Consider the following 21,330-nt stretch of genomic DNA (forward strand, 5'->3'; position numbering starts at 1 on the left):
GGACGTCAGAGCCCGCCGAACTTGCCCGCCTGATAGTCGCGGATCGCTTGCGCGATCTCTGCCTCGCTGTTCATCACGAAGGGGCCGTGCGCCACCACCGGCTCACCGATCGGATCGGCATGCCCGAAAAGGATACGGCACCCGTTCTCGCTGGCGACCGCGAGGCCATCGCCATCGCCGACCTGGGCCAGCGTATGTTCGGGCACGGTCTCTTCGCCGATCTTCGCCTCGCCTTCGACGGTGTAGAAGAAGACGTTGCGACCTGCCGGTGCGGGGAGGGTGGCGCTTCCACCGGGCGCGACCTCCACGATAGCCAGCATCACGTCGGTTAGCGAGTGGATCGGCGCTCCGTCGGTGCCGGAGACCGCGCGCATCGAGACGCCTTCGCCCAGCTCGATTGCGGGGATATCCGCCGCAGGCACCGGGATATAGGCAGGGTCGGTCATCTTCAGCCGCGCGGGCAGGTTGACCCATAGCTGCAGGATTTCCAGCGGCCCGCCGGTGCGCTTGAACTCTTCCGGCGAAAGCTCGGCATGGACCAGCCCGCTGCCCGCGGTCATCCACTGCACGCCGCCCGCCTCGACCACGCTCGCGCCGGAACCGCTGTCGTGGTGGGCGAGACTGCCTTCGAGAATGAAGGTCACCGTCTCGAACCCGCGATGCGGGTGCGGGCCGAAAGGCAGCCCGCGATTGCCGGGCGGGTAAGTCTGCGGGCCGTGATGGTTGAGAAACAGGAACGGGTCGACCTGCGGAAGACCCGGGCCCGGCACGGGGCGGCGCGTGGTCAGGTCCTGAATGTCATCGCGCATCGCGCGGTGGAGAGAGAGAAGCTGGCGGCTGCTCATGCGTTGTTCTCCGGAATCAGCGGGTCAGGTCCGGCTGGCACGATGCCGTTCGGATTGATCCGCTCGTGACTCTCGTAATAGTGGTGTCTGATGTGGCGGAAATTGACCGTTTCCGCGATCCCGTCCAGCTCGTAGAGCCGCCGGGTCAGCGCGGAAAGGTTGGGGTAGTCCGCAATCCGGCGGATATTGCACTTGAAGTGCGTGTGATAGACCGGATCGAACCGGATCAGAGTGGTCCACAGCCGAATATCGGCTTCGGTGAGCCGGTGCCCGACCAGCCACTCCTTTCCCTCAAGCCGTTCCTCCAGCTCGTCCAGCACCGCGAACAGCGGCTTGACCGCTCTGTCGTACGCATCCTGCGTGGTCGCAAAGCCGGCCTTGTAGACGCCGTTGTTGACTGCGTCGTACACCCGGTCGTTCAGCGTATCGATCTCATCGCGCAGGTCGGCGGGGTAGAGGTCTAGGTCGTTGGCGCCGCATTCGTCGAAAGCGGTGCCGAGCATGCGCAGGATGTCCGCGCTCTCGTTGTTGACGATCGTCTCGGTCTTCGTGTCCCACAGCACCGGCACGGTGACATGGCCAGAATAGTCGGGCTTGGCGTGGGTGTAGAGCTGGTGGAGGTGGTCCGCGCCGATCGCGGGATCGCCGGTCACGCATTCGCCCTCGCGGAAGGACCAGCCGCCTTCCTTCATCAGCCAGTGCACGACGTTCAGCTCGATCGCGTCGGTCAAACCTTTCAGATGCCGCGCCGCATTGGCCCTGTGCGCCCACGGGCACGCGAGGCTGATATAGAGGCGATAGCGGCCCGGTTCGGCGACGAAACCGCCTTCCCCGGTGGGACCGGGCGATCCGTCGGGCGTGATCCAGTTGCGAAACGCGCTCTCGTCGCGCTCGAACTCGCCACTGTCCTCGTCGTTATGCGCCCACTCGTCGTGCCATGTGCCGTTCTTCAGGAAACCCATCGTTCTAGAGATCCTCTGCCGAGAAGGGGAATTGGCGCTTGCCGTGCTGCACCGAGATCCAGTGCGTGGTGGTGAAGGCCTCGATCGCCCAGCGCCCGTTGAACCGGCCGACGCCCGAGTTCTTCATCGCCCCGAATGGCGCGAAGGGGCTGTCGTTGACCGGCTGGTCGTTGATGTGCGTCATGCCCGCTTCGATCTTCTTGGCGAAGGCGAGAGCGCGGCCCTCGTCGCGGCTGAAGACCGAGCTCGACAGGCCCATTTCGGTCGCGTTCGCCAGTTCGAGCGCGTGCTCTTCGTCCCGTGCGCGCTGGATAGGGGCGACTGGGCCGAAGATCTCGTTCGCGATCAGGCAATTGTCCTCGCCCACATCGGTGAAGACGTGGGGCGGGATGACGAGCCCGTCGGGCTCTCCGCCCAGCGCGCAGGTCGCGCCCTGGTCCTTCGCCTTGGCGATCATGTCCATGATGCCGTCGAACTGGTCGCGGTTGACGACGGGGCCGATGAAGCAGTCCGCCGCATCACGCTTGCCGACCGGTAGCTCCTTCACTCGGGCGACGAACTTCTCCACGAACTCGTCGTGCACCGCGTCCTCGACCACGATCCGGTTGGCGATCATGCAGATCTGGCCCTGGTGCATGAACTTGCCCCAGACGCTCGCCTCGACCGCATAGTCGATATCCGCATCGTCGAGCACGACGATCGGCGAATTGCCGCCGAGTTCGAGTTCGAGCGACTTGATCCGGTCGCCATCGAGCGCCGCCTTGCCGACGCCGCGCCCCACGGGGGTGGAGCCGGTGAAGCTGACCACCGACGGAATCGGATCGCGCACCAGCGCATCGCCGACCTCGGAACCGCTGCCGGGAAGGACCGAGACGAGGCCCTTGGGCAGGCCCGCTTCCTCGCAGATCGCGGCGAAGATGGTCCCGCCGGTGACCGGCGAATCGCTGGCGGGTTTGAGCACCACGCCGTTGCCCAGCGCCAGCGCGGGGAAAAGTGTGCGCGCGGTCAGCTGGAGCGGGAAGTTCCACGGGCTGATCAGCGCGACCACGCCCGCCGGCTGGCGATAGGCGCGGCTTTCCTTGCCCGGGATATCCTCGGGCAGGATCGCGCCTTCGACCATGTAGGGCAGGGCGGCCGCCTCCTGCCGCGCGACCTGCGTCACCAGCATCAGTTCGAGCGCGGCCTTGACCTGCGTCCCGCCGACTTCGCGCACGATCCACGCGGCGATCTCGTCCTTGCGCGCCTCCAGAATGTCTCCGATCGCGAGCATCTTCGCCGCGCGGGCCGAGGGCGGAAGCGCGGCCCATTCGCCTTGTGCTTGCCTGGCGGCCTTGCACGCCTCGTCGACGTCGCTGGCCTGCGCGGTCTTCATCGAGAAAATCTCGCTTTCGTCCCACGGGCAGATGTTTTTCAGGGTGTCGCCTGTGCCTTCGCGCCATTCACCGGCGACGAAGAGGCGGTCGAGCTTGCTGTATTTTTCGGACATATCTGGCGAACGGGCAGCTGCCGGTATCGTTTCAGCATGTCACGGGGCAAATTCGCGATCTCTGTTATCGGAGCGAGTGGAGGGAGGCGGGCTCAGACCAATTGCTTGGCCAGCTCGCGCCATTGCCCTGCAGAAGGCTCGCGCCGCTCGTCTGCAATGTAGAACAGCGTGTCGCCACCCCTGATCTCCCGCTCGCCCACGCAGTTGAGGTCGAGATGTTTGCCGCCAGCCTCGCTCACGCCGATCAGCGTGATCCGGTGCGACCGCTTCAGCGCGACCAGCGCCTCCAGATAGGAGAGCGGCGGAGTTTCCTCGGGCACGCGCAGCGAGAAGGCGGTGCTTTCCGTGCGCGAGGAGAACAGCAGGTTTGCAAGGCGCGAGGCCCCCGGATCGTGCGCCGCGCGCACCATCATGTCGATCGAGATCGAGGAGAAGACCTCTATATTGTCGATCTGGTGTTCGATCAGCCGCGCGGCATCCTCGTTCTCCATATGCGCGACGATATGCACATCGGGTGCCGCCGCACGCGCGGCCAGCGTCGCTGCCAGCGTGTCGTCGTCGGTTGCGCCGCGGATCAGGATCGTACTCGCGCGGCTCGCGCCCGCACGCTTGTAGCTGTCGAAGTCGGACAGGGTCTCGGCGAACACGAAGTCGATCGCATCGGGCATTGGGCTCGTGTCGACCGCTGCGGCCAGCAGCACGGGCCGGGCGTGATAGGACCGGTCCGCCAGCAGGGTTTCGATCAGGCGCTTCGTCGCGCGTTCCTGCCAGCCGACGATCACGACATGATCGTGGCGGCTGGCATAGCTTGCTTTGCCGTCCAAACCTCGCCTCCAGTGGTTGCCGATATCGCTCACCGCCTTGCCCAGCACCGCGGTAAACAGCGCGATCGCGCCGGGCAGGATAATGATTGCCGCCGCCGTTCGCCCCGCTGCGGTCTGCGGGCTCAGGTCGCCATAGCCGACGGTGGTGGCGGTGGTGGTGTAGTAGTAGAAATAGACCAGGAAGTCGCTGATCAGCGCGGTCTCGCCCGTCACGACGAGCACGAAATAGCTGAGCAGCGCGTGCAGCACGATCACCGCGATCAGCACGCTCCAGCGCAATGTCGCGATCGCGTAGTAGATCCGCTGCCATGTGCGCCGCATTGCCCCCATAGGTCCACTGCATACCGGATGCGCGCGCGATACCTCAAGGGGCCACGCCGAATGCGGGAACGAGCAGTGGAGGGCACGGTTCTCGAAAGAGGAAGGTGAAAGGACCGCCATGACCGAAAAGGGGCAAACGCTTCGCGACATTCCGGTCGGGATCAAGGCGAAGGGCGACCGCGTCGAGTTCGACTCGATGGGCGAGGTTCGCGTGCCCGCCGACCGCTATTGGGGCGCGCAGACCGCCCGCTCGCTCCAGCATTTCGATATCGGCGAGGATCGCATGCCGGTCGAGCTGTGCCGTGCCTATGGGTATCTCAAAAAGGCCGCTGCCATCGTCAACCGCCGCGCCGGACTGCTTGCGGCAGACAAGTGCGAGGCGATCACGCGCGCCTGCGACGAGCTGATCGCGGGCGAATTCGATGACCAGTTCCCGCTGCGCGTATGGCAGACAGGCTCTGGCACGCAGACGAACATGAACGTCAACGAGGTGATCGCAAACCGCGCGATTCAGCTGCTGGGCGGCGAACTGGGCAGCCAGAAACCGGTCGCGCCCAATGATGACGTCAACAAGAGCCAGTCCTCCAACGACACCTTCCCCACCGCGATGCATCTGGCCGCGCTGGGCGCGCTCGACGCGCAATTGATCCCCGAGATCGAGCAGCTGGCCGAGGTGATCGAGCAGAAGGCCGGCGGCTGGATGGACACGGTCAAGATCGGTCGCACCCATCTTCAGGACGCGGTGCCGCTGTCGGTCGGGCAGGAATGGAGCGCGTGGGCCGAGGCGTTGCGCGCGGCAGTTGCCGATCTTGAACATGCGCGCGAGGGACTGCTCGCCATCTCGCTTGGCGGGACGGCTGTAGGCACCGGGCTCAATGCGCCGGACGGCTTTTCGGATCATGTCGCGAAAGAAATCGCGTATCTCACCCGCCTGCCGGTGCGCACCGCAGCCAACAAGTTTCACGCGCAGGGAACGCTCGACCCGATCGTGCGCCTGTCGGCCGCGCTGCGGGGCGTTGCGGTCGCGCTGATCAAGATCGCCAATGACGTGCGCTGGCTGGCGAGCGGCCCGCGCTGCGGGATCGGCGAGCTCAAGCTGCCCGCGAACGAGCCGGGCTCTTCGATCATGCCGGGCAAGGTCAACCCGACCCAGAGCGAGGCGCTGCTGATGGTGGCGATGCAGGTGATCGGCCACGACACCGCCAACGCGATGGCGGGAAGCTGGGGCAATCTGCAACTCAACGCGATGCGCCCGGTGATCGCGGCGAACGTGCTCCACTCGATCCGCATCCTCGCCGATGGCTGCGCGAGCTTCCGTGAAAACGCGATCGAGGGCACCACGCTCGACGAGCAGCGGATCGAGCAGCATCTGGAGCAGTCGCTGATGCTGGTGACCGCGCTGGTGCCGGAAATCGGCTATATGGACGCAGCGCATATCGCAGAGGCCGCCGCCAAGAACGGCACCACCTTGCGCGAGGAGGCGATCGCCAGCGGCAAGATCAGCGAAGAGGATTACGACCGGATCGTGCAGCCGAGGACCATGATCGGCAACGGGCTGGCCGGGGCCTAGATTCAGGTGACGTAGCGTGCCGTAGCGGCAGTGTCGCCGCGGACCTGCTACGCATTTGACTCATACCCTTCGATCGCGCCAAGCGGTTTGGAAACACGCAAAAGCGACATACGAGGAAGGACAAGAGAATGGGCATGCGCGAACTCGCCGGGCTGAAGGTTGCCGAGGAACTGGCCGACTTCATCGAAGCGCAGGTGCTTCCCGGTCTCGACATCGACGCAGACGCTTTCTGGAGCGGCGCAGCGGACATTTTCAGCCGTTTCGTGCCCCGCAATCGCGACCTGTTGCAGAAGCGCGAGGCGATCCAGTCGAAGATCGACGAATGGCATCGGCAGAACCCCGCGCCGATCGATGCCGACGCCTATCGCACCTTCCTGACCGATCTCGGCTATCTGGTGCCCGAGCCGGACGCCTTCAGCGTGAACCCGCAGAATGTCGACCCGGAACTGGCGCAGATTGCCGGCCCGCAGCTGGTGGTGCCCGTGCTCAACGCGCGCTTCCTGCTCAATGCCGCGAACGCGCGCTGGGGCAGCCTGTACGACGCGCTCTACGGCACGGACGCGATTCCCGGCACGCCCAAGCCGGGCGGTTACGACGAGGAACGCGGCGCGATGGTGATCGACTGGGGTCGCCAGTTCCTCGACCGCGCGGTGCCGCTGGAAGACCAGCTGTGGAGCAACTGGGATGGCAGCGAGCCCAAGCTGAAGGCCCCGGCTCAGCTGGTCGGGCGCAATGGCAAGAACTGGCTGATCCGCCACAATGGCCTGCACGTCGAAATCGTGATCGATCCCGATCACCCGGTCGGCGCGGGCGACAAGGCCGGGGTCGCCGACATCGTGCTGGAGTCCGCAATCTCGACCATCTGCGATTTCGAGGATTCGGTCGCGGCGGTGGATGCAGAGGACAAGGTGCTGGGCTATTCCAACTGGCTCGGCCTGATGAAGGGGGACTTGCGCGAAACCTTCATGAAGGGCGGGGAGGAGATGACCCGCACGCTCAATCCCGATCGCGAATATGTCGGCCTTGATGGCGAGAGCTTCACGCTGCCCGGGCGCAGCCTGCTGCTCGCGCGCAATGTCGGCCACCTGATGACGACGCCCGCGGTGCAGCTCCCCGATGGCGGCGAGGCGCCCGAGGGCATCCTCGATGCGATTATCACCGCGACGATCGGCTGCCATGACCTGAAGCGCACCGGCACGCTTTCCAACAGCCGCGAAGGCTCGATCTATCTCGTGAAGCCCAAGATGCACGGGCCCGAGGAATGCGCGCTGACCAATGACCTGTTCGACGCGGTGGAGGATATGCTCGGCCTCGCGCGGCACACGATCAAGGTCGGCGTGATGGACGAGGAACGGCGGACCTCCGCCAATCTCGCGGCGTGCATCCATGCGGTGCGCGACCGGATCATGTTCATCAACACCGGCTTCCTCGACCGCACGGGCGACGAGATCCACACCGCGATGCGAGCGGGTGCGATGAAGCGCAAGGGCGCGATGAAGGAGACGCCCTGGATCGCGGCCTACGAGGATCGCAACGTGCAGATCGGGCTCGCCTGCGGCCTTTCGGGCAAGGCGCAGATCGGCAAGGGCATGTGGGCCATGCCCGATCGGATGGCGGACATGCTGGCGGAGAAGATCGGCCACCCGCGCTCGGGCGCGAACACCGCTTGGGTGCCATCGCCGACCGCGGCAACGCTGCACGCGACGCATTACCACATGGTCGATGTCTTCGCGCGGCAGGACGAGCGGGCGAAGGAAGCAATCGCGCCGCTATCCGACCTGCTGACCATCCCGCTCCACCGGGGCGAGAACTGGTCGCCCGACGAAATCCGTGCCGAGCTGGAGAACAACGCGCAGGGCATCCTGGGCTATGTCGTGCGCTGGGTCGATCAGGGCGTGGGCTGTTCCAAGGTGCCCAACATCGACGACGTCGGCCTGATGGAAGACCGCGCAACGCTGCGTATCTCCAGCCAGCACATCGCCAACTGGCTGGAGCATGGCGTGGTCAGCCCCGAGGAGGTCGACGAGGTGCTGGTCGCGATGGCGAAGAAGGTCGATGCGCAGAATGCGGGCGACCCGGCCTATCGCCCAATGGCCGATAATCCGGAGCAGAGCCTCGCCTTCCAGGCCGCGCGCGCGCTGATCTTCGAAGGGACCGAACAGCCCAGCGGCTATACCGAGCCGCTGCTGCACGCCTATCGCCAGAAGGTGAAGGCGGGGGGCTAGCTCAGGCCGAGCAACTCGCACCGCCCAGCACGCAGAAGCGCGCGCAGTGGGGGTGGTTCAGCTTCACCGCGGCATTGGCATCGGCCAGCGTTTCGCCGAAGTCGAACTCGCGATCATGAGGAATCAGCGTGCACGCCACCACGCGCGGGGCGGGTTCGCCCTTGCGGTGGACGACCATGCGGCTGGTCGCGCACATGATGTCGGCAGGCGACTTGCCGAGAATGTCCCAGCAGGCGGTGGTGATTTCGGCGACGTCCTTGTCCGCGTCCATCTCGGGGAAAAGGACGCAGCGTGAGGGATCATGCGCGTCGATACGGATGGTCTCCCGTTCGAATAGCGCGGCATAGCCGTCGCGCGCCTCGACCATCCCTTCGCCGGGCAGCAGCCTCCCGGCAACCGCGATACGAAAGCCGTGCTCGGACAGCCAGCGGAGCCCGCCGATCGCGGCATCCCAGCTGTTCGGCCCGCGCTCGCCCTCGTGCACGGGTTTGGTGTGATGGTCTAGGCTGACGCGGATCGTCAGCTTGTCGCCATAGGCCTCGCGCAGGGCCAGCAGCTTGGCCTCGTGCCGACGCATCGGCTTCATCGCGTTGGACAGCACCAGCACGTCGAACCCGCGCGAGAGCGCGTCTTCCAGCATGGCCATGAAATGCGGGTTCATGAACGGCTCGCCGCCGGTGAAGCCGATCTCGCGCGTCGACCACCCATCGCGCTCGATCTCGTCGAAATAGCGCGCGGCGTACTCTGCGGTCAGGTATATCAGCGCATCGTTGGTCGGGCTGCTCTCGATATAGCAGGTCGCGCAGGCGAGATTGCACAGCGTGCCGGTGCACAGCCACAGCGTCTCCAGCTCCAGCAGCGGAACCTGCGCGCGCGGCGATCCGTCGGCGGTGATGTCGGGATCGGTGAACTTGCCTTCGGGCAGGGCATCGGCCTCGACCGCGAAGGGCGAGGGGCCTTGCGGCGCGTTGCGGCTTTTGGAACGCGACGCCATCAGCGCAGCGTCTTCCTGAACCATGCGCGCGTTTTGGCGTAGCCCTTGGGCACGCTGCCGAACACCGTGCCTTCCCACGCGCTGAACGCTGCCGCCTTGGTGATCTCGCTGCGGGTCGGATAGGCGATAATCGCGCTGCCCATAGCGAAGGTGCTCGCCTTGCCGGTAATCGCTTGCGTGAAAGGCAGCAGCATTTCGCCCGCATTTTTGCCGACGATGCTTGCGCCGAGAACTTTCTTGCCGACCATCACCACCTTCAGGTGGCCCCGCGTGTCCCCTTCCGCAATGGCGCGTTCGTTGTGGTCGAAGCCTTCGCGCACCACGGTCACCTTGTCGCCCAGCTCCTCGCGCGCCTGCGCCTCGGTCATCCCGATCTGCGCGACTTCGGGGTCGGTATAGGTGCACCAGGGCAGGGCGGACCAGTCGACCTTGGTCGGCACGCCCAGCGTGATTTCCAGCGCGACGTTGGACCCTTCGTAGTCAGACACATGCGTCAGCCGCGGGCCCTCGCGGCAATCGCCGATCGCGTAGATATGCTTGAGGTTCGTGCGCCGCCGCGCATCGACCTTGATCCCGTTGCGGCCCAGCTCGACGCCGATCTCTTCCAGCCCGTAGCCTTCGGTGCGTGCCTTGCGCCCGGTGGCGATCAGCAGGTGCGTGCCAGCAACCTCCTGCCCGTCTTCCAGCGTCACGGTGAGGCTGGCGAGCACGCCGGGCGTCACCCTGGCGGCTGTGCCCTTCACGAACATCACCCCTTCGGCCTTCATCTGTTCGACCACCACCGCGACCGATTCCGGATCGTCGCGGCCCATGAGCTCGCCCGGTTCGATGATGGTGACTTCGCTGCCCAGCCGCCGGAAGCTCTGCGCCATCTCCATCCCGATCACCCCGCCGCCGATGATGACGAGGTGCTGGGGCAACTGGTCGAGATCCCAGATATTCTCGTTGGTCAGGTAGGGCACGCTATCCAGCCCCTCGATCGGCGGCACCATCGGTTCCGACCCGGTGGCGATGACGATCTTTGGGGCACTCAGCTCGACATCGCCGACCTGCACCTTGCGCGGGCCGATGAAGTGCGCGTGGCCGCGATAGACGTCGCAGCCCATCTCCTCGAACCGTTCCTGGCTGTCGTGCGGCGCGATGTGCGCGATCGCTTCGTGGATATGCGCGTGCACGCCGGTCCAGTTGACCTTCGCGGCGGCCATCTGGATGCCGAAGCGTTCGTACTCGTTCGCTTCCGCTGCGCGTTTGGCGGCGGTAATCAGCGCCTTGGACGGTACGCAACCGTTGTTGAGACACTCGCCGCCCATCTCGGCCCGCTCGATCAGCGCGGCCTTCAGGCCGAACATCGCGCAGCCGCCCGCAGCGGTGAGACCGGCCGCCCCCGCGCCGATCACGATCACGTCATGGGTAAATTTCATGCCTGTCCCTGAAACCAAGCTTGCCCGAGAACCGAACCTCGTGCTGTGTGTGGCATATTCGCAGGCAAGGGTCGAAACGTTTCATGAATCTCGAAAATTCGCAGAACTATTATGGCGAGGTGCTGCAAGGCTCCGCCGATCTCAAGACCGATGCCTGCTGCACGCTCGACGCACCGCCGCCCGCGCTGATGGCGCTGCTGCGCAATGTGCATGAGGATGTCCGCGCGCGCTATTACGGTTGCGGGCTGGTCGCCCCGCAGGCGATCGAGGGGGCCAAGGTGCTCGATCTCGGTTCGGGCAGCGGGCAGGACGCCTATCTGCTGGCGCAGATGGTGGGCGAACATGGCTCCGTCACCGGCGTCGACGCGACCCCCGCGCAGCTGGCGGTCGCCCGCGAGCATGAGGACTGGCACCGCGAGCGGTTCGGCTATGCGAAGAGCAACGTGCGCTTCATCGAAGGCGACATCGAAAAGCTGGGCGACCTCGATCTGGAAGATGGCAGCTTCGACGTCATCGTCTCCAACTGCGTGATCAACCTGGTTGCAGACAAGCGCGCGGTGTTCGACGCGGCCTACCGCCTGCTCAAGCCCGGTGGGGAGCTCTATTTCTCCGACGTCTATTCCGACCGCCGCGTGCCCGAGGGCCTGCGCGACGATCCCGTGCTGCATGGCGAGTGCCTGTCGGGCGCGATGTACTGGTTCGACTTCATCGCCTCGGCCAAGGCCGCCGGGTTCCTCGACCCGCGACTGGTCACCAGCCGCCCGCTGGGGATCAACGATCCGCAAATTCAGGAAAAGCTGGACGGGATCGCCTTCCATTCGGCCACCGCGCGGCTGTTCAAGCTGCCCGAGTTTGAGCCGCTGTGTGAGGATTATGGGCAGGCTGTTCGCTACAAGGGCACGGTCGCGGGCGAGGAGCGCGTGTTCGTGCTGGACGATCATCACAGGATCGAACGCGGGCGCATGTTCCCCGTGTGCGGCAACAGCTGGAAGATGCTGGCCGACACGCGCTTTGCCGAGCATTTCGAGTTCTTTGGCGACTTCGGCACGCATTACGGCATCTATCCCGATTGCGGCACGCTGTTTCCGCTCGCCGGAGCTACGCCCCAGGTCGCGACCGGCGGCGGCTGCTGTTGAGCCGGATTCTTGTAACGGGTGCCGCCGGGCTTATCGGCGGTGAAGTCTGCGCGCGGCTGGTCGCGGCAGGGCATGGCGTGACCGCGCTGGTCCACCGCAACCCCGAGGTGCGCGCGAACGACGGCAGCACCGTCGCGATTGCCGAGGCGGTGCCGTGCGATATCCGGCAGGACCGTCTGGCGCTGGACGCAGCGACGTTCGACCGGCTGGCACAGGCGCACGACCTCGTGATCCACTGCGCGGCCACCATCCGTTTCGACCTGACCGACGCCGAGTACGAGGCGACCAACACGCGCGGTACGGCGAATGTGATCGCGCTGGCGCAGGCGGGCGGGGCAGGGCTGCTGCATGTCAGCACGGCCTATGTTTGCGGCACGCGCGACGGGATGATCCGTGAGGACGATCCGCTGCCCGACAGCAGCTTTGCCAATGGTTATGAGGCGAGCAAGGCGGCGGGTGAGCGCCTGGTGCGTGCCTCCGGCCTCGACTGGGCGATAGCGCGGCCCGGGATCACGCTGGGCGAATATCAGAGCGGTCGGGTACGCCAGTTCGACGCTCTCTACATGGCGTTCCGGCTGATCGCGGAGGGACGCATCAGGCTGGTGCCAGCAGGGGCGGACGCGACGCTCGCCTTCGTGCCGATCGACCATGTCGCTGGCGGGATCGCGGCGATGGTCGAGAGCTGGGAGGCCGCGCGCGGTGGAACCTACCACCTCGTCCCGTCCGAGCCGCTGCCGATGGCCGATTTCGCGCGCGCGATCGGCTCGGTCGAAGGGCTGCGCTCGCCCACGCTGGTCGATCCCGCGCGCTTCGATGCAAGTACGCTGCCACCGCTCGAACGGCGGCTGCATGGGCGGGTTTCGGCGCTTTATGCCAGCTATTTCCAGCGCGACCCGCGCTTCGACGACAGCCGCTTTCGCGCGCTCACCGGGATCGAATCCGGCCCGGCGGACGAGGCCTATCTGCGCCGGTTGATCGATTTCTGCACGGAGGAAGGCTTCCTGCCCGCTGCCGGAGTGCTGGCGCGCTAGCTCACCGGATATCGGGGTAGTCGCGCTCCATGCGCCCGCGCAGGCCGAGGGCCCACAGGATGCCGACCTTGAAGTAGATCCAGTTGGCTTTGAGCGGACCCCACGCGGCGATCCGCCGGTCCGATGTCCGCACCACGCGGGGGACCATGCGGATGCGGCCCAGCCGCGCGAATTTCACGCACAGGTCCGCTTCTTCCATCACCATGTCGCCCGGCGTACAGCCGCCGATGGTCAGAAAGTCGGCGCGGCGGAAGAACATCGCATGGTCGCCGAACAGCAGGCGCACGCCGCGAAAGAACAGGTGCGGGCGGCACAGCAGCGGCGCGTACCAAGTCTTCACGTAATTGTGCGCGCTGGTCAGCCAGCGGGTCTTCGCGCCGGTAATCAGAGGAGTGAAGCTGGCGAGCGCGATGCGCTTGTCGGCGAGAGTGTCGCGGATCACCGCGACCATGTCGGCAGGCGGAAAGCTGTCGGCATGGACCACGCAAACCAGAGGTGCCCCGGCGGTTTCGACGCCCGCGTTGATCTGCCGCGCACGCCCGCGTTCGGCGGAGAGTGTCTGCCACCCGGCTGCGCGCGCCAGAGCAAGCGTGTCGTCACTGCTTCCTCCGTCGACGACGATGATCTGCGCAGGCTTTGGATCGAGTGTGGCGAGATGCTCGGCGAGCGCGGGAATAGCCGCCGCCTCGTTCAACACCGGCACCACGATCGCGACGCCTGTATCGCTCACGCCAGCAGTTCCGGCCATGCGGCGAGATCCTCGCCCGTATCGATATCGGTCAACTCGGGCAGCAGGTGCGGGACGATGCCCCTGGCCTCAAGCCGCCGCATGGTTTCGGGGAAGACCGCGTCCGTGCTCCACTCCATGTCGACGAACAGGTCGGGGCAGGGTGCGCGCAGGCCGAGCAGCCAGTAACCGCCATCATCCGCCGGGCCGATCACTGCCTCGTGGCTCGAAAGAGCATCGCCAGCCTCGCGCAACAACGCGGCCGTCAGACCGGGGCAGTCGCTGCCGATCATCATGCCCGGAGTGGGTACGCGGGTCAGCTTTTCGCCCAGATCGCCGTCACCCTGATCGCGTACGTCGAGTTCGCTGCCGAGCCACTCGCGGAAACGGTCCGGCTCGCTACCCGTCACCCGCAGATGGAACGGCAGGCCGCTGCCGCGTGCCTCGCGCACGGTCAGTTCCAGCAATGTGCGGTAGAGCTGCGCCGCGCCTTCGGCGCCCAGCGTCGGGATCAGCCGGGTCTTGGCCTTGCCCGGCTCCGGCCAGCGGGCGAAAATCGCGATCTCGGGCGTCATCCTTGCGGGCATAGCGACAGCGCGCGACTTTTCCCATAAGCCAACAGGCATGGCCCGCATTTCACCCCTGACCGTACTCGCCGTCGCGCTGGTCGGCGGGTTGTGGCTGGCCGAGCGGGCGCGGCCGCTGCGCCGCCAGACGCACTCCACCGCAACCCGACAGGCGCGCAATCTCGCGCTGGGGGCGGGTACGATGCTGGTGGTCACTGCGATCGAGATGCCGCTGCTTACCCGGCTGGCCAAGGGCAATGTCCGAGCCCGGCGGGGCCTCGTGCAAGTGCTGCCGCTGCCGCGCCCGTTGCAGATCGTGCTGGGCGTCGCGGCGATGGATTACGCTTTTTACTGGTGGCACATCGCGACCCACAGGGTGCCGTTCCTGTGGCGGTTTCACCGGGTGCATCACATCGATCCGGACATGGACATGACCACCGCGCTGCGGTTTCACGCGGTCGATATGCTGGTCTCATTGCCCTTCAGGGTCGCACAAGTGGTGCTCAGCGGGGCAGACGTGCGCATACTGATGGCACACCGGCGCTTCTTCGATGCATCAGTGCTGTTCCACCATTCCAACCTCGCGCTGCCGGGGCGGTGGGACGAGACCCTGTCGCTGATCCTCACCACGCCGAAGATGCATGGCGTGCATCACTCGAAGGTGTGGGAGGAGATGAACAGCAATTGGACCAGCGGGCTGAGCCTGTGGGACCGGCTGCACCGCACCTTGCGCAGCAAACCGCAGGAGCGGATCGAGATCGGGGTCGCGGACGCGGACGCGGACGCGGCCTCGCTGGCGGACCTGTCGCTGGGCAACAGTCTGACCGCGCCGTTTCGCGTGACGCCCGCGCCGCTCCCGCCGGGCGCTGTCAGCCTGCGCTAGCCGCCCTTGCGCTGCGCGGCTGGCGGCGTGCCGCTGAGCACCTTGCGCACCAGCAGCACCGCGACCAGCCCGCCGACGAGGTTGGCGGCCAGTTCCGCAGCGTAGATCGCGTCCGAATCCCAGACAGGCCGCAGCAGCCAGCCGAATGGCAGCATCACCAGGAACACGCGCGCGCAGCTTTGCGCCAGCGCGAGGCCTGCCTTGTCGACCGCGTTGAGGATGCCATTGCCCACGATCAGCAGGCCGAACCCGGCATAGCCCCATGCGGCGATCTCCAGATAGCGGGAGAACTGGCGCACGATGGCCGGGTCGTCGGTGAAGAAGCCTGCAAACCACTTCGCCGCTGCGACCAGCGCGACCGCAATCACCAGGCCGTAGATCACGCTGAACAGCCCTGCGCCGCGCGCCGCCGCGCGCGACCTTTCGGGCTGGTTTGCGCCCCAGTTCTGACCGACGATGGCGCCGATCGAACCCGACAGCGCAAGCAGCGGGACGATCGCGAAGCTCTGCAGCCGGCCCGCCGCGCCGAAGGCGGCGACTGCGGACTGGCCTTCCAGCGCGATCAGCGCGGTCAGCACCGACAGGCCGATGGGGTTGATCGCGTTGGAGAAGGAGGCCGGGCCTGCTACCTTCATGATCGCCACGATCGGCTCGCGCGGGTTCTCGCAATCGCGGATCAGCGCCGGATTGAACGGCAGGTGCGTTCGCCCGACGCACACGACCGCCAGCACCACCGCAATCGCCCAGCCGATCAGCGTCGCATAAGCCGCGCCTGCGATCCCGAAGCCTTCGAACCCGAATGCGCCGGTGATCATGATCGGGTCGAGCACCCAGTTGACCGCCGCGTAGGCGATGTTGATGAAGCTGCTCATCTTCGCTTCACCCTGTCCGCGAAGCACTCCGTTGAAGCCCATCAGCACGAGCGAAAACGGGAAGGCGAGCGCGAACGGGTCCATATAGTCGCGGATGAGCGGCAGCAGGTTGTCCGGCGCATTCATCAGCCGGAACAGCGGCTCCTGCAGCAGCCACAGCGCGAGCCCCAAGATCACGCCGACCACCGTGGCGAAGACCACGCCCAGGTTCGCCCGCCGTGCGGCCTGATCGTGATCGCCCGCGCCGAGCGAACGCGCGACGACCGAATTGATGCCGACCATCACGCCCACGCCAAGACTGGTCAGCGCGACCGAGATCGGGAAGATGAAGCTGATCGCGGCGAGCGGGTCGGGCCCCAGCTGACCGATGAAATAGGCGTCGATCAGGCTGATCGACATGATCGCGGCGACACCGATGATCATCGGCAGGGTCTGCGTCACGAGATGGCCCGGAATGCTCCCGCGCGTCAGCTTTGCTTGTTTGCTCATTGCGCGGGTCGGTAGACCGAACGTCGCGCAAGCTAAAGCGCCAAATCCCCGCGCTTGTGCGCGCGCCACGCGTTGTCCTATCATGCCCGGCAAACAGACATGAAGGAGAGGCCCGATGGCGACGCAGGCGAAGCTCGATTACGAATGTTCGAAGGAAGAATGGCAGGCGCGGCTCGATCTCGCCGCCTGTTATCGCATCTTCGACCTGCTCGGCTGGTCGGAATCGATCTACAACCACATTTCGGTCGCGGTGCCGGGCGAAGAGGGCGCTTTCCTGATCAACCCCTTCGGCCTGCTGTACGAGGAAGTGACGGCCTCCAACCTCGTAAAGATCGATGTCGAGGGCAATAATATCGGCGGTTCGCCCTACATGGTGAACAAGGCGGGCTTCACCCAGCACGCGCATTTCCACAAGCATCTGGGCGAGCGGGCAAATGCTATCTGCCACGTTCACACCACAGCGACGATGGCGGTGTGCAGCCACAGGGACGGATTGCTGCCGACCAATTTCTACGCCTGCAACTTCCAGAACCAGATCGGCTATCACGATTTCGAGGGTGTCACGGTGCGCGCCGAAGAGGGCGACCGTCTGCTCGAGAACCTCGGCGACAAGTCGATCCTGATGCTGCGCAACCATGGCCCGGTCGTGATGGCCAAAACGATCCAGCAGATGTTCGTGATGATGTGGTCGCTGCAACGTGCATGCGAGATTCAGGTCGCCACGCTCAGCCAGGGAGAGGCGGTAGTGGTGCAGCAGGACGTGGTCGATGTCCACCAGCGCGACCTTGCCGTCATGCAGGGCCAGGGCGGCGCGGGCGTGTTCGATTTCGAGGCGTGGAAGCGCAAGGCGACGCGGATCGACGACAGCTGGCAGCAGTGAGCGATCCTGCACCCGCCGAAGCGCGCCATTGCGGCAAGTGCGGCGGGCGCAGCGCCGAAGGGTTCGTGGTCGACATGGGCTATGGCGAGGTGCAGCCCGCCCGCTGGCAGGAAGGCACGCCGCAGACCGGCTGGACCGGCAGCGTGAAAGTGGACAAGAAGGCGCTCAAGCCGCTGCGCGCGTTCCGTTGCGAGCGGTGCCATCTGGTCGAGTTTTATGCGGATTAGCTTGGTGACGCCTTGACGAAGATGACGGTCAATAATCGGCCGGTGCAATATCTGCTCGACCCCGAAACCCCGCTGCTGTTCGCACTGCGCGAGGCAAGCAACCTCACCGGCACCAAGTTCGGCTGTGGGACGGGCGATTGCGGTGCGTGCATGGTGCTGATCGACGGCGTGCCGCTGCGATCCTGCCTCGTCTCGATTGAGGAGGCGGAAGGGCGGTTGATCACGACGATAGAGGGGCTTTCGCGCGATCGTTCGCACCCGGTGCAGCAGGCACTGGTCGCCGAACAGGCGATCCAGTGCGGCTTCTGCACGCCGGGGATCGCGATCGCCGCGGCCGCGCTGCTCGAGGCCAATCCGTCGCCGAGCCGCGCGGACATGGACGTCGCGATCCCCAACATCTGCCGCTGCGGGGTTTATCCGCGACTGGCGCGGGCAATCGTGCGGGCAAGCGAGGCGGCGAGCGGTGCGCAGGCCATTGAAGCCGCCCCGCCACCCGCGATCGATCCCCAAGAGGCGGCGCGCGATGTCCCGGCGCTCGCACCGGTCGAGCCGCGCGCCGACTAGCGGTTACATCTTCAGGCGAACGCCGAAGCGGGCGCTGAACGGACGACCCGGCTGGATGTTGTTGTCGCCGTGAGCGCTCGGATAGTAGGTCTCGTCGAACAGGTTCTCGACGTTCACCTGCACCGCGATCCGGTCCGTGACGTCGTAGAAGATCGCCGCATCCACCCGGACGTAGTCGGGCAGCGTCACGTTCTGGCTGAAGCTGGCGAACTGTTCGCCCTGATAGATCAGGCCTGCGCCCACGCCCAGCCGGTCGGTCAGGTTGAACCGGTTCCATGCGGTGATCTGGTGTTCGGGCAGTTGCTGCAGCCGCGTGCCGGCGACCGCAGCATCGGTCGTCTCGGTAATCTCGCCATCGAGATAGGTATAGCCGAGGCTCGCCTCCCAGAAGGGCAGGATTTCGCCGGTCAGGCTGATCTCGAAGCCTTCTGTGCGGCTCGCGCCGGTCTGCAGCGTCAGCCCGGTATTGTTCGGATCGGGCGCGGTTGTGTTCTCCCGCTCCAGCCGGAAGATCGATGCAGCGGCGAGCAGGCGCGGACCGATCGCCCATTTGACGCCGATCTCGTAATTGGTGAACTGCTCGGGCTCGAACGCGGCGTCGCCGGGGCTCAGGATCACGAACTGGTCGCCCGCCTGCGGCAGGAAGCTTTCGGAATAGGCGGCGTAGAGCGAGACGTTCTCGACCGGCTTGACGATCAGGCCGACGCGCGGGCTGAACTGCTCGTCCACCCGGCTGCCATCCACGGCATTGACGAGGTCGACCGTATCGAGATCGAAGCGGTCGAACCGCAGGCCCGCGACCAGTTCGACGAAGTCGCCAATTGCGATCTGGTCCTGCACATAGGCGGAGAAGGTCGTCAGATCGCTGTCGCGCGCGCGGCTGGGTGCAGTGGTGAAGGGCGGGACGAAGATCGTTTCGGCCAGCGGCGCGCTGCTCGCACCGGCGAAGGTCACGTTGTCGCGGCTATTCTGCGTGTCCTGCCTGCCGCCCTCGATGCCGACCAGCAGCGTGTGCCCGATCGGACCGGTATCGAATTCAGCGACCAGGTTGGCCTGCCCGATCAGGTTCTCGCGCTGTGTCGCATCGGCGTAGCCACCAAGGCTGACCGAGGTGCCGTCGGTGCCGCGCGGCAGGATGTTGGCATAGGCCTTGTCGTAACTGGCGTACTGCAGCGCCGCGTTGACGCTGACCGCGGGGGACAGACGATGCGTCACCCGCGCGCGGGCGATGTGCGCTTCGATCGTGCTCCGGTTGAAGTCGGGATCGCCGAAGAAGGTGTCATCGTACCCGGTCAGCGGCCCGCTCTGGAAGGAGGGGACGCCGCGGTCGGTGGTCCGCCGGTCATCATCATAGGTGTACGACACGTCGAGCCGTGTGTCCGGCCCGATATCGACGCCGAGCGTGGGCGAGATGCCGATGAAGCGACCCTCGTAGAAATCGCGGTTATTGTCGAATTCTTCGTAGGTGGCGTTGAGGCGCAGGCCGACCGTCTCGGTCAGCGGCTGGTTGACGTCGGCGAGCAGCGCGAAGGCGCCGAAGGTGTCGAGAGAGGCATCGAACTGACCGAAGCCTTCGTTCGTCTGAGCCTTCTTGCTGACACGGTTGACCACGCCGCCGCCGCCACCGCGCCCGAAGATCAGCGCATTGGCGCCCTTGAGCACTTCGACCCGGCTGATGTTGTAGAGCGAGCGATAATATTGCGCGTCGTCGCGCAGACCGTCGAGATAGAAGTCGGCGGTGGTTTCCTGCCCGCGGATGAAGATCTCGTCACGGTGGCCTTCGCCCGATTCGAGGCTGATTCCGGGCACGAAGCGCAGAGCCTCGCCCAGCTGGCGAATCGACTGGTCCTCCAGCTGGTCCTCGGTGATGAAGGTGGCCGATTGCGGCACATCGATCAGCGGGGTCGGGGTCTTCGTGGCGGTGCTGCCATCCGCGGTATCGTATCCCGCACGCTCGCCGGTCACCACAATCTCGGCGGGAAGGTAGTCGCGCTGGGGCGTCGCGCCGTCCTCTGAATCGGTATTCGCCATTGCGGGGCTGGCAGTGGCGCAGACGATCGCGGCGCCGAGGAAAAGGCCGGACCGGAAGGAAGAGCGGTGCATGAGAATCCCTGATGCGAGTAATTAGCGTTTGCGGGATGCCCGCTATTGATAATTAGTCGCACAGGCAAGCCCCTGCGTGGGGAATGAGACCCGCGCAAACGAACCGACCCAACATGAACACCCTGGCGGGGGGCAGGATGAACCGACGCGCGAGGCCCGTCTCAGGAGCCCGAACGCGCGCCGGTTCACTTGCGGCTCTAGTACGCTCCTTGCTGTGCGGGTGCCGTGGCCTCCCCGATCAGCGCGCGTGCCTCTGCAATTGCCGCATCCTGCGCGATTGTGCCTTCCTGCAGCTCGTTTCCGATGGTCAGCAGCCGGGCGCTGATAACCGTGCCGGTCTCGGCCTCTTCCTCGATCGTGATGCCGCCATTCGCCTCGGCTACCTCGGCCCACATGTCGCGCACCGCCGCCCAGTAATCCTTGGTGGCCGCCCAGTAGGCGTCGGCAGCGCCGGTGTTGTAGCCATCGAACCGGTCGTAGGTGTTGAGGACGTATTCCTGCACCACCGGCTTCAGCCCGTCTTCTGCCGAAGCATCGAGCATCATCTTGGTGTTGTCCTGCCAGTGGATCCAGCCGGTCGGGGTCAGCTGGTGGCGGTTGATCCCTTCGTAGCGGTCGTAGATCGGATGGCGCACTGCGTCGCGGCGGGCGAGCGGGCGGGTGGTCCAGTTGGAACGCCAGCGGCGAATGCCCTGACTGTCCTGCCATTCGCCCCACCCGGCATAGCGCGGGCTGTCGTCGACCTGATAGACGGTCTGCGACCAGCGGCCGTTGCGCATCCGCTCGGGCATTTCCTTCCATTCCCAGGTATTGGGGCCGGTATAGGCGAGGATCTTCTCGGGCTCGTATTGCCAGTCCTGCCGCCAGTGCTTGATGACGAATTCCTCGCCCTCGTCGCCGACCACCAGCAGGTGCTGGAGGACGATTCTTGTGCCGGTATCCTCGATCACGCGGACCGATTCATACCCGCCCGAAATCTTGCGATCGAGCGGTTCGTAGCCTTCCATCCAGGGCGTCGATTCCTGCATGTCGAAGCGCACCTTGTAGTCGCCCGCCATCGACAGGATGGTCTCGCGGTCCTTCTGGAAGTGCGCGCGCTCGACCGCTTCGCCGCGGTCCGCGATGGGGCCGTCGGCGAGCGCGGGGCTGGCGATGGCAGTGGTGGCGAGCAGGGCTGCGCCGATCAGTGTCGTCAGTTTCATGT

The 21,330-nt window shown here is 65.7% G+C and carries 19 protein-coding genes; 8 read left to right on the plus strand and 11 right to left on the minus strand.

Features of this window, described 5'->3' with window-relative positions:
- Positions 1-5: 5 nt before the first annotated feature.
- From VO57_006730 to VO57_006745, 4 genes are all read right to left on the minus strand, one after another.
- Positions 6-845, minus strand: coding sequence for a pirin family protein (locus tag VO57_006730; GenBank protein XBL71024.1), 840 nt, complete (start codon positions 843-845; stop codon positions 6-8).
- Positions 842-1,807, minus strand: a complete 966-nt coding sequence (locus VO57_006735; GenBank protein ID XBL71025.1) for a glutathione S-transferase family protein — start codon at positions 1,805-1,807, stop codon at positions 842-844. Before VO57_006735 ends, VO57_006730 begins: the two co-directional genes overlap by 4 nt.
- Before the next feature lie 4 nt (positions 1,808-1,811).
- Positions 1,812-3,293 (minus strand): aldehyde dehydrogenase family protein, encoded by a 1,482-nt coding sequence (locus tag VO57_006740; GenBank protein XBL71026.1) that lies wholly within the window; start codon positions 3,291-3,293, stop codon positions 1,812-1,814.
- A 92-nt stretch (positions 3,294-3,385) separates the two neighbouring features.
- Positions 3,386-4,438 (minus strand): ion channel, encoded by a 1,053-nt coding sequence (locus VO57_006745; protein ID XBL71027.1) that lies wholly within the window; start codon positions 4,436-4,438, stop codon positions 3,386-3,388.
- Positions 4,439-4,556: 118 nt separating this feature from the next.
- Between VO57_006745 and fumC the strand changes: the two genes are divergently transcribed.
- Both fumC and VO57_006755 read left to right on the plus strand, forming a co-directional pair.
- Positions 4,557-6,008, plus strand: a complete 1,452-nt coding sequence (fumC, locus tag VO57_006750) for a class II fumarate hydratase (GenBank protein XBL71028.1) — start codon at positions 4,557-4,559, stop codon at positions 6,006-6,008.
- Positions 6,009-6,142: 134 nt separating this feature from the next.
- Positions 6,143-8,233 carry a malate synthase G gene (locus VO57_006755; protein XBL71303.1) on the plus strand — a complete coding sequence of 697 codons (2,091 nt, stop codon included), beginning with the start codon at positions 6,143-6,145 and terminating at the stop codon, positions 8,231-8,233.
- A gap of 1 nt (position 8,234) precedes the next feature.
- Here VO57_006755 and VO57_006760 read toward each other — a convergent pair whose 3' ends face one another.
- Entirely contained in the window at positions 8,235-9,251 is a 1,017-nt protein-coding gene (locus tag VO57_006760; protein ID XBL71029.1) for a radical SAM protein, read from the minus strand.
- A complete protein-coding gene (locus VO57_006765) occupies positions 9,227-10,648 on the minus strand; it encodes an FAD-dependent oxidoreductase (GenBank protein ID XBL71030.1) in 1,422 nt (473 codons plus the stop codon). Before VO57_006765 ends, VO57_006760 begins: the two co-directional genes overlap by 25 nt.
- Before the next feature lie 83 nt (positions 10,649-10,731).
- Between VO57_006765 and VO57_006770 the strand changes: the two genes are divergently transcribed.
- Together VO57_006770 and VO57_006775 are read left to right on the plus strand one after the other, a co-directional pair.
- On the plus strand, positions 10,732-11,784 hold the full coding sequence (locus VO57_006770) for a methyltransferase domain-containing protein (GenBank protein ID XBL71031.1): 1,053 nt from the start codon (positions 10,732-10,734) through the stop codon (positions 11,782-11,784).
- The gene (locus VO57_006775) at positions 11,781-12,815 is read left to right on the plus strand and encodes an SDR family oxidoreductase (protein ID XBL71032.1); all 1,035 of its coding nucleotides are present in this window, start codon (positions 11,781-11,783) and stop codon (positions 12,813-12,815) included. The genes VO57_006770 and VO57_006775 overlap by 4 nt, the downstream gene beginning before the upstream one ends.
- Before the next feature lies 1 nt (position 12,816).
- Here the strand turns inward: VO57_006775 and VO57_006780 are convergent, their stop codons facing one another.
- Positions 12,817-13,563 carry a glycosyltransferase gene (locus VO57_006780; GenBank protein ID XBL71033.1) on the minus strand — a complete coding sequence of 249 codons (747 nt, stop codon included), beginning with the start codon at positions 13,561-13,563 and terminating at the stop codon, positions 12,817-12,819.
- The gene (locus tag VO57_006785; protein ID XBL71034.1) at positions 13,542-14,117 is read right to left on the minus strand and encodes a TIGR04282 family arsenosugar biosynthesis glycosyltransferase; all 576 of its coding nucleotides are present in this window, start codon (positions 14,115-14,117) and stop codon (positions 13,542-13,544) included. Before VO57_006785 ends, VO57_006780 begins: the two co-directional genes overlap by 22 nt.
- 49 nt (positions 14,118-14,166) lie before the next feature.
- Between VO57_006785 and VO57_006790 the strand changes: the two genes are divergently transcribed.
- A complete protein-coding gene (locus VO57_006790) occupies positions 14,167-14,991 on the plus strand; it encodes a sterol desaturase family protein (protein XBL71035.1) in 825 nt (274 codons plus the stop codon).
- Here VO57_006790 and VO57_006795 read toward each other — a convergent pair.
- Entirely contained in the window at positions 14,988-16,352 is a 1,365-nt protein-coding gene (locus VO57_006795) for an MATE family efflux transporter (protein XBL71036.1), read from the minus strand. The two genes, VO57_006790 and VO57_006795, sit on opposite strands and share 4 nt — an antisense overlap.
- A gap of 115 nt (positions 16,353-16,467) precedes the next feature.
- Between VO57_006795 and VO57_006800 the strand changes: the two genes are divergently transcribed.
- The 3 genes from VO57_006800 to VO57_006810 are packed head-to-tail and all read left to right on the plus strand — an operon-like array spanning position 16,468 to position 18,023.
- On the plus strand, positions 16,468-17,232 hold the full coding sequence (locus tag VO57_006800; protein XBL71037.1) for a class II aldolase/adducin family protein: 765 nt from the start codon (positions 16,468-16,470) through the stop codon (positions 17,230-17,232).
- Positions 17,229-17,459: a hypothetical protein gene (locus VO57_006805; protein ID XBL71038.1), complete on the plus strand. Its 231-nt coding sequence runs from the start codon at positions 17,229-17,231 to the stop codon at positions 17,457-17,459. Before VO57_006800 ends, VO57_006805 begins: the two co-directional genes overlap by 4 nt.
- Positions 17,460-17,471: 12 nt before the next feature.
- Positions 17,472-18,023, plus strand: a complete 552-nt coding sequence (locus tag VO57_006810; GenBank protein XBL71039.1) for a (2Fe-2S)-binding protein — start codon at positions 17,472-17,474, stop codon at positions 18,021-18,023.
- A gap of 3 nt (positions 18,024-18,026) precedes the next feature.
- Here the strand turns inward: VO57_006810 and VO57_006815 are convergent, their stop codons facing one another.
- Complete coding sequence (locus VO57_006815; GenBank protein ID XBL71040.1) at positions 18,027-20,126, minus strand: TonB-dependent siderophore receptor; 2,100 nt, start codon at positions 20,124-20,126, stop codon at positions 18,027-18,029.
- Positions 20,127-20,323: 197 nt separating this feature from the next.
- Positions 20,324-21,328, minus strand: coding sequence for a DUF6607 family protein (locus VO57_006820; protein XBL71041.1), 1,005 nt, complete (start codon positions 21,326-21,328; stop codon positions 20,324-20,326).
- Between the last annotated feature and the right edge of the window lie 2 nt (positions 21,329-21,330).

This window comes from Citromicrobium bathyomarinum, assembly GCA_001306305.2.
Lineage (GTDB): Bacteria > Pseudomonadota > Alphaproteobacteria > Sphingomonadales > Sphingomonadaceae > Alteriqipengyuania > Alteriqipengyuania bathyomarina.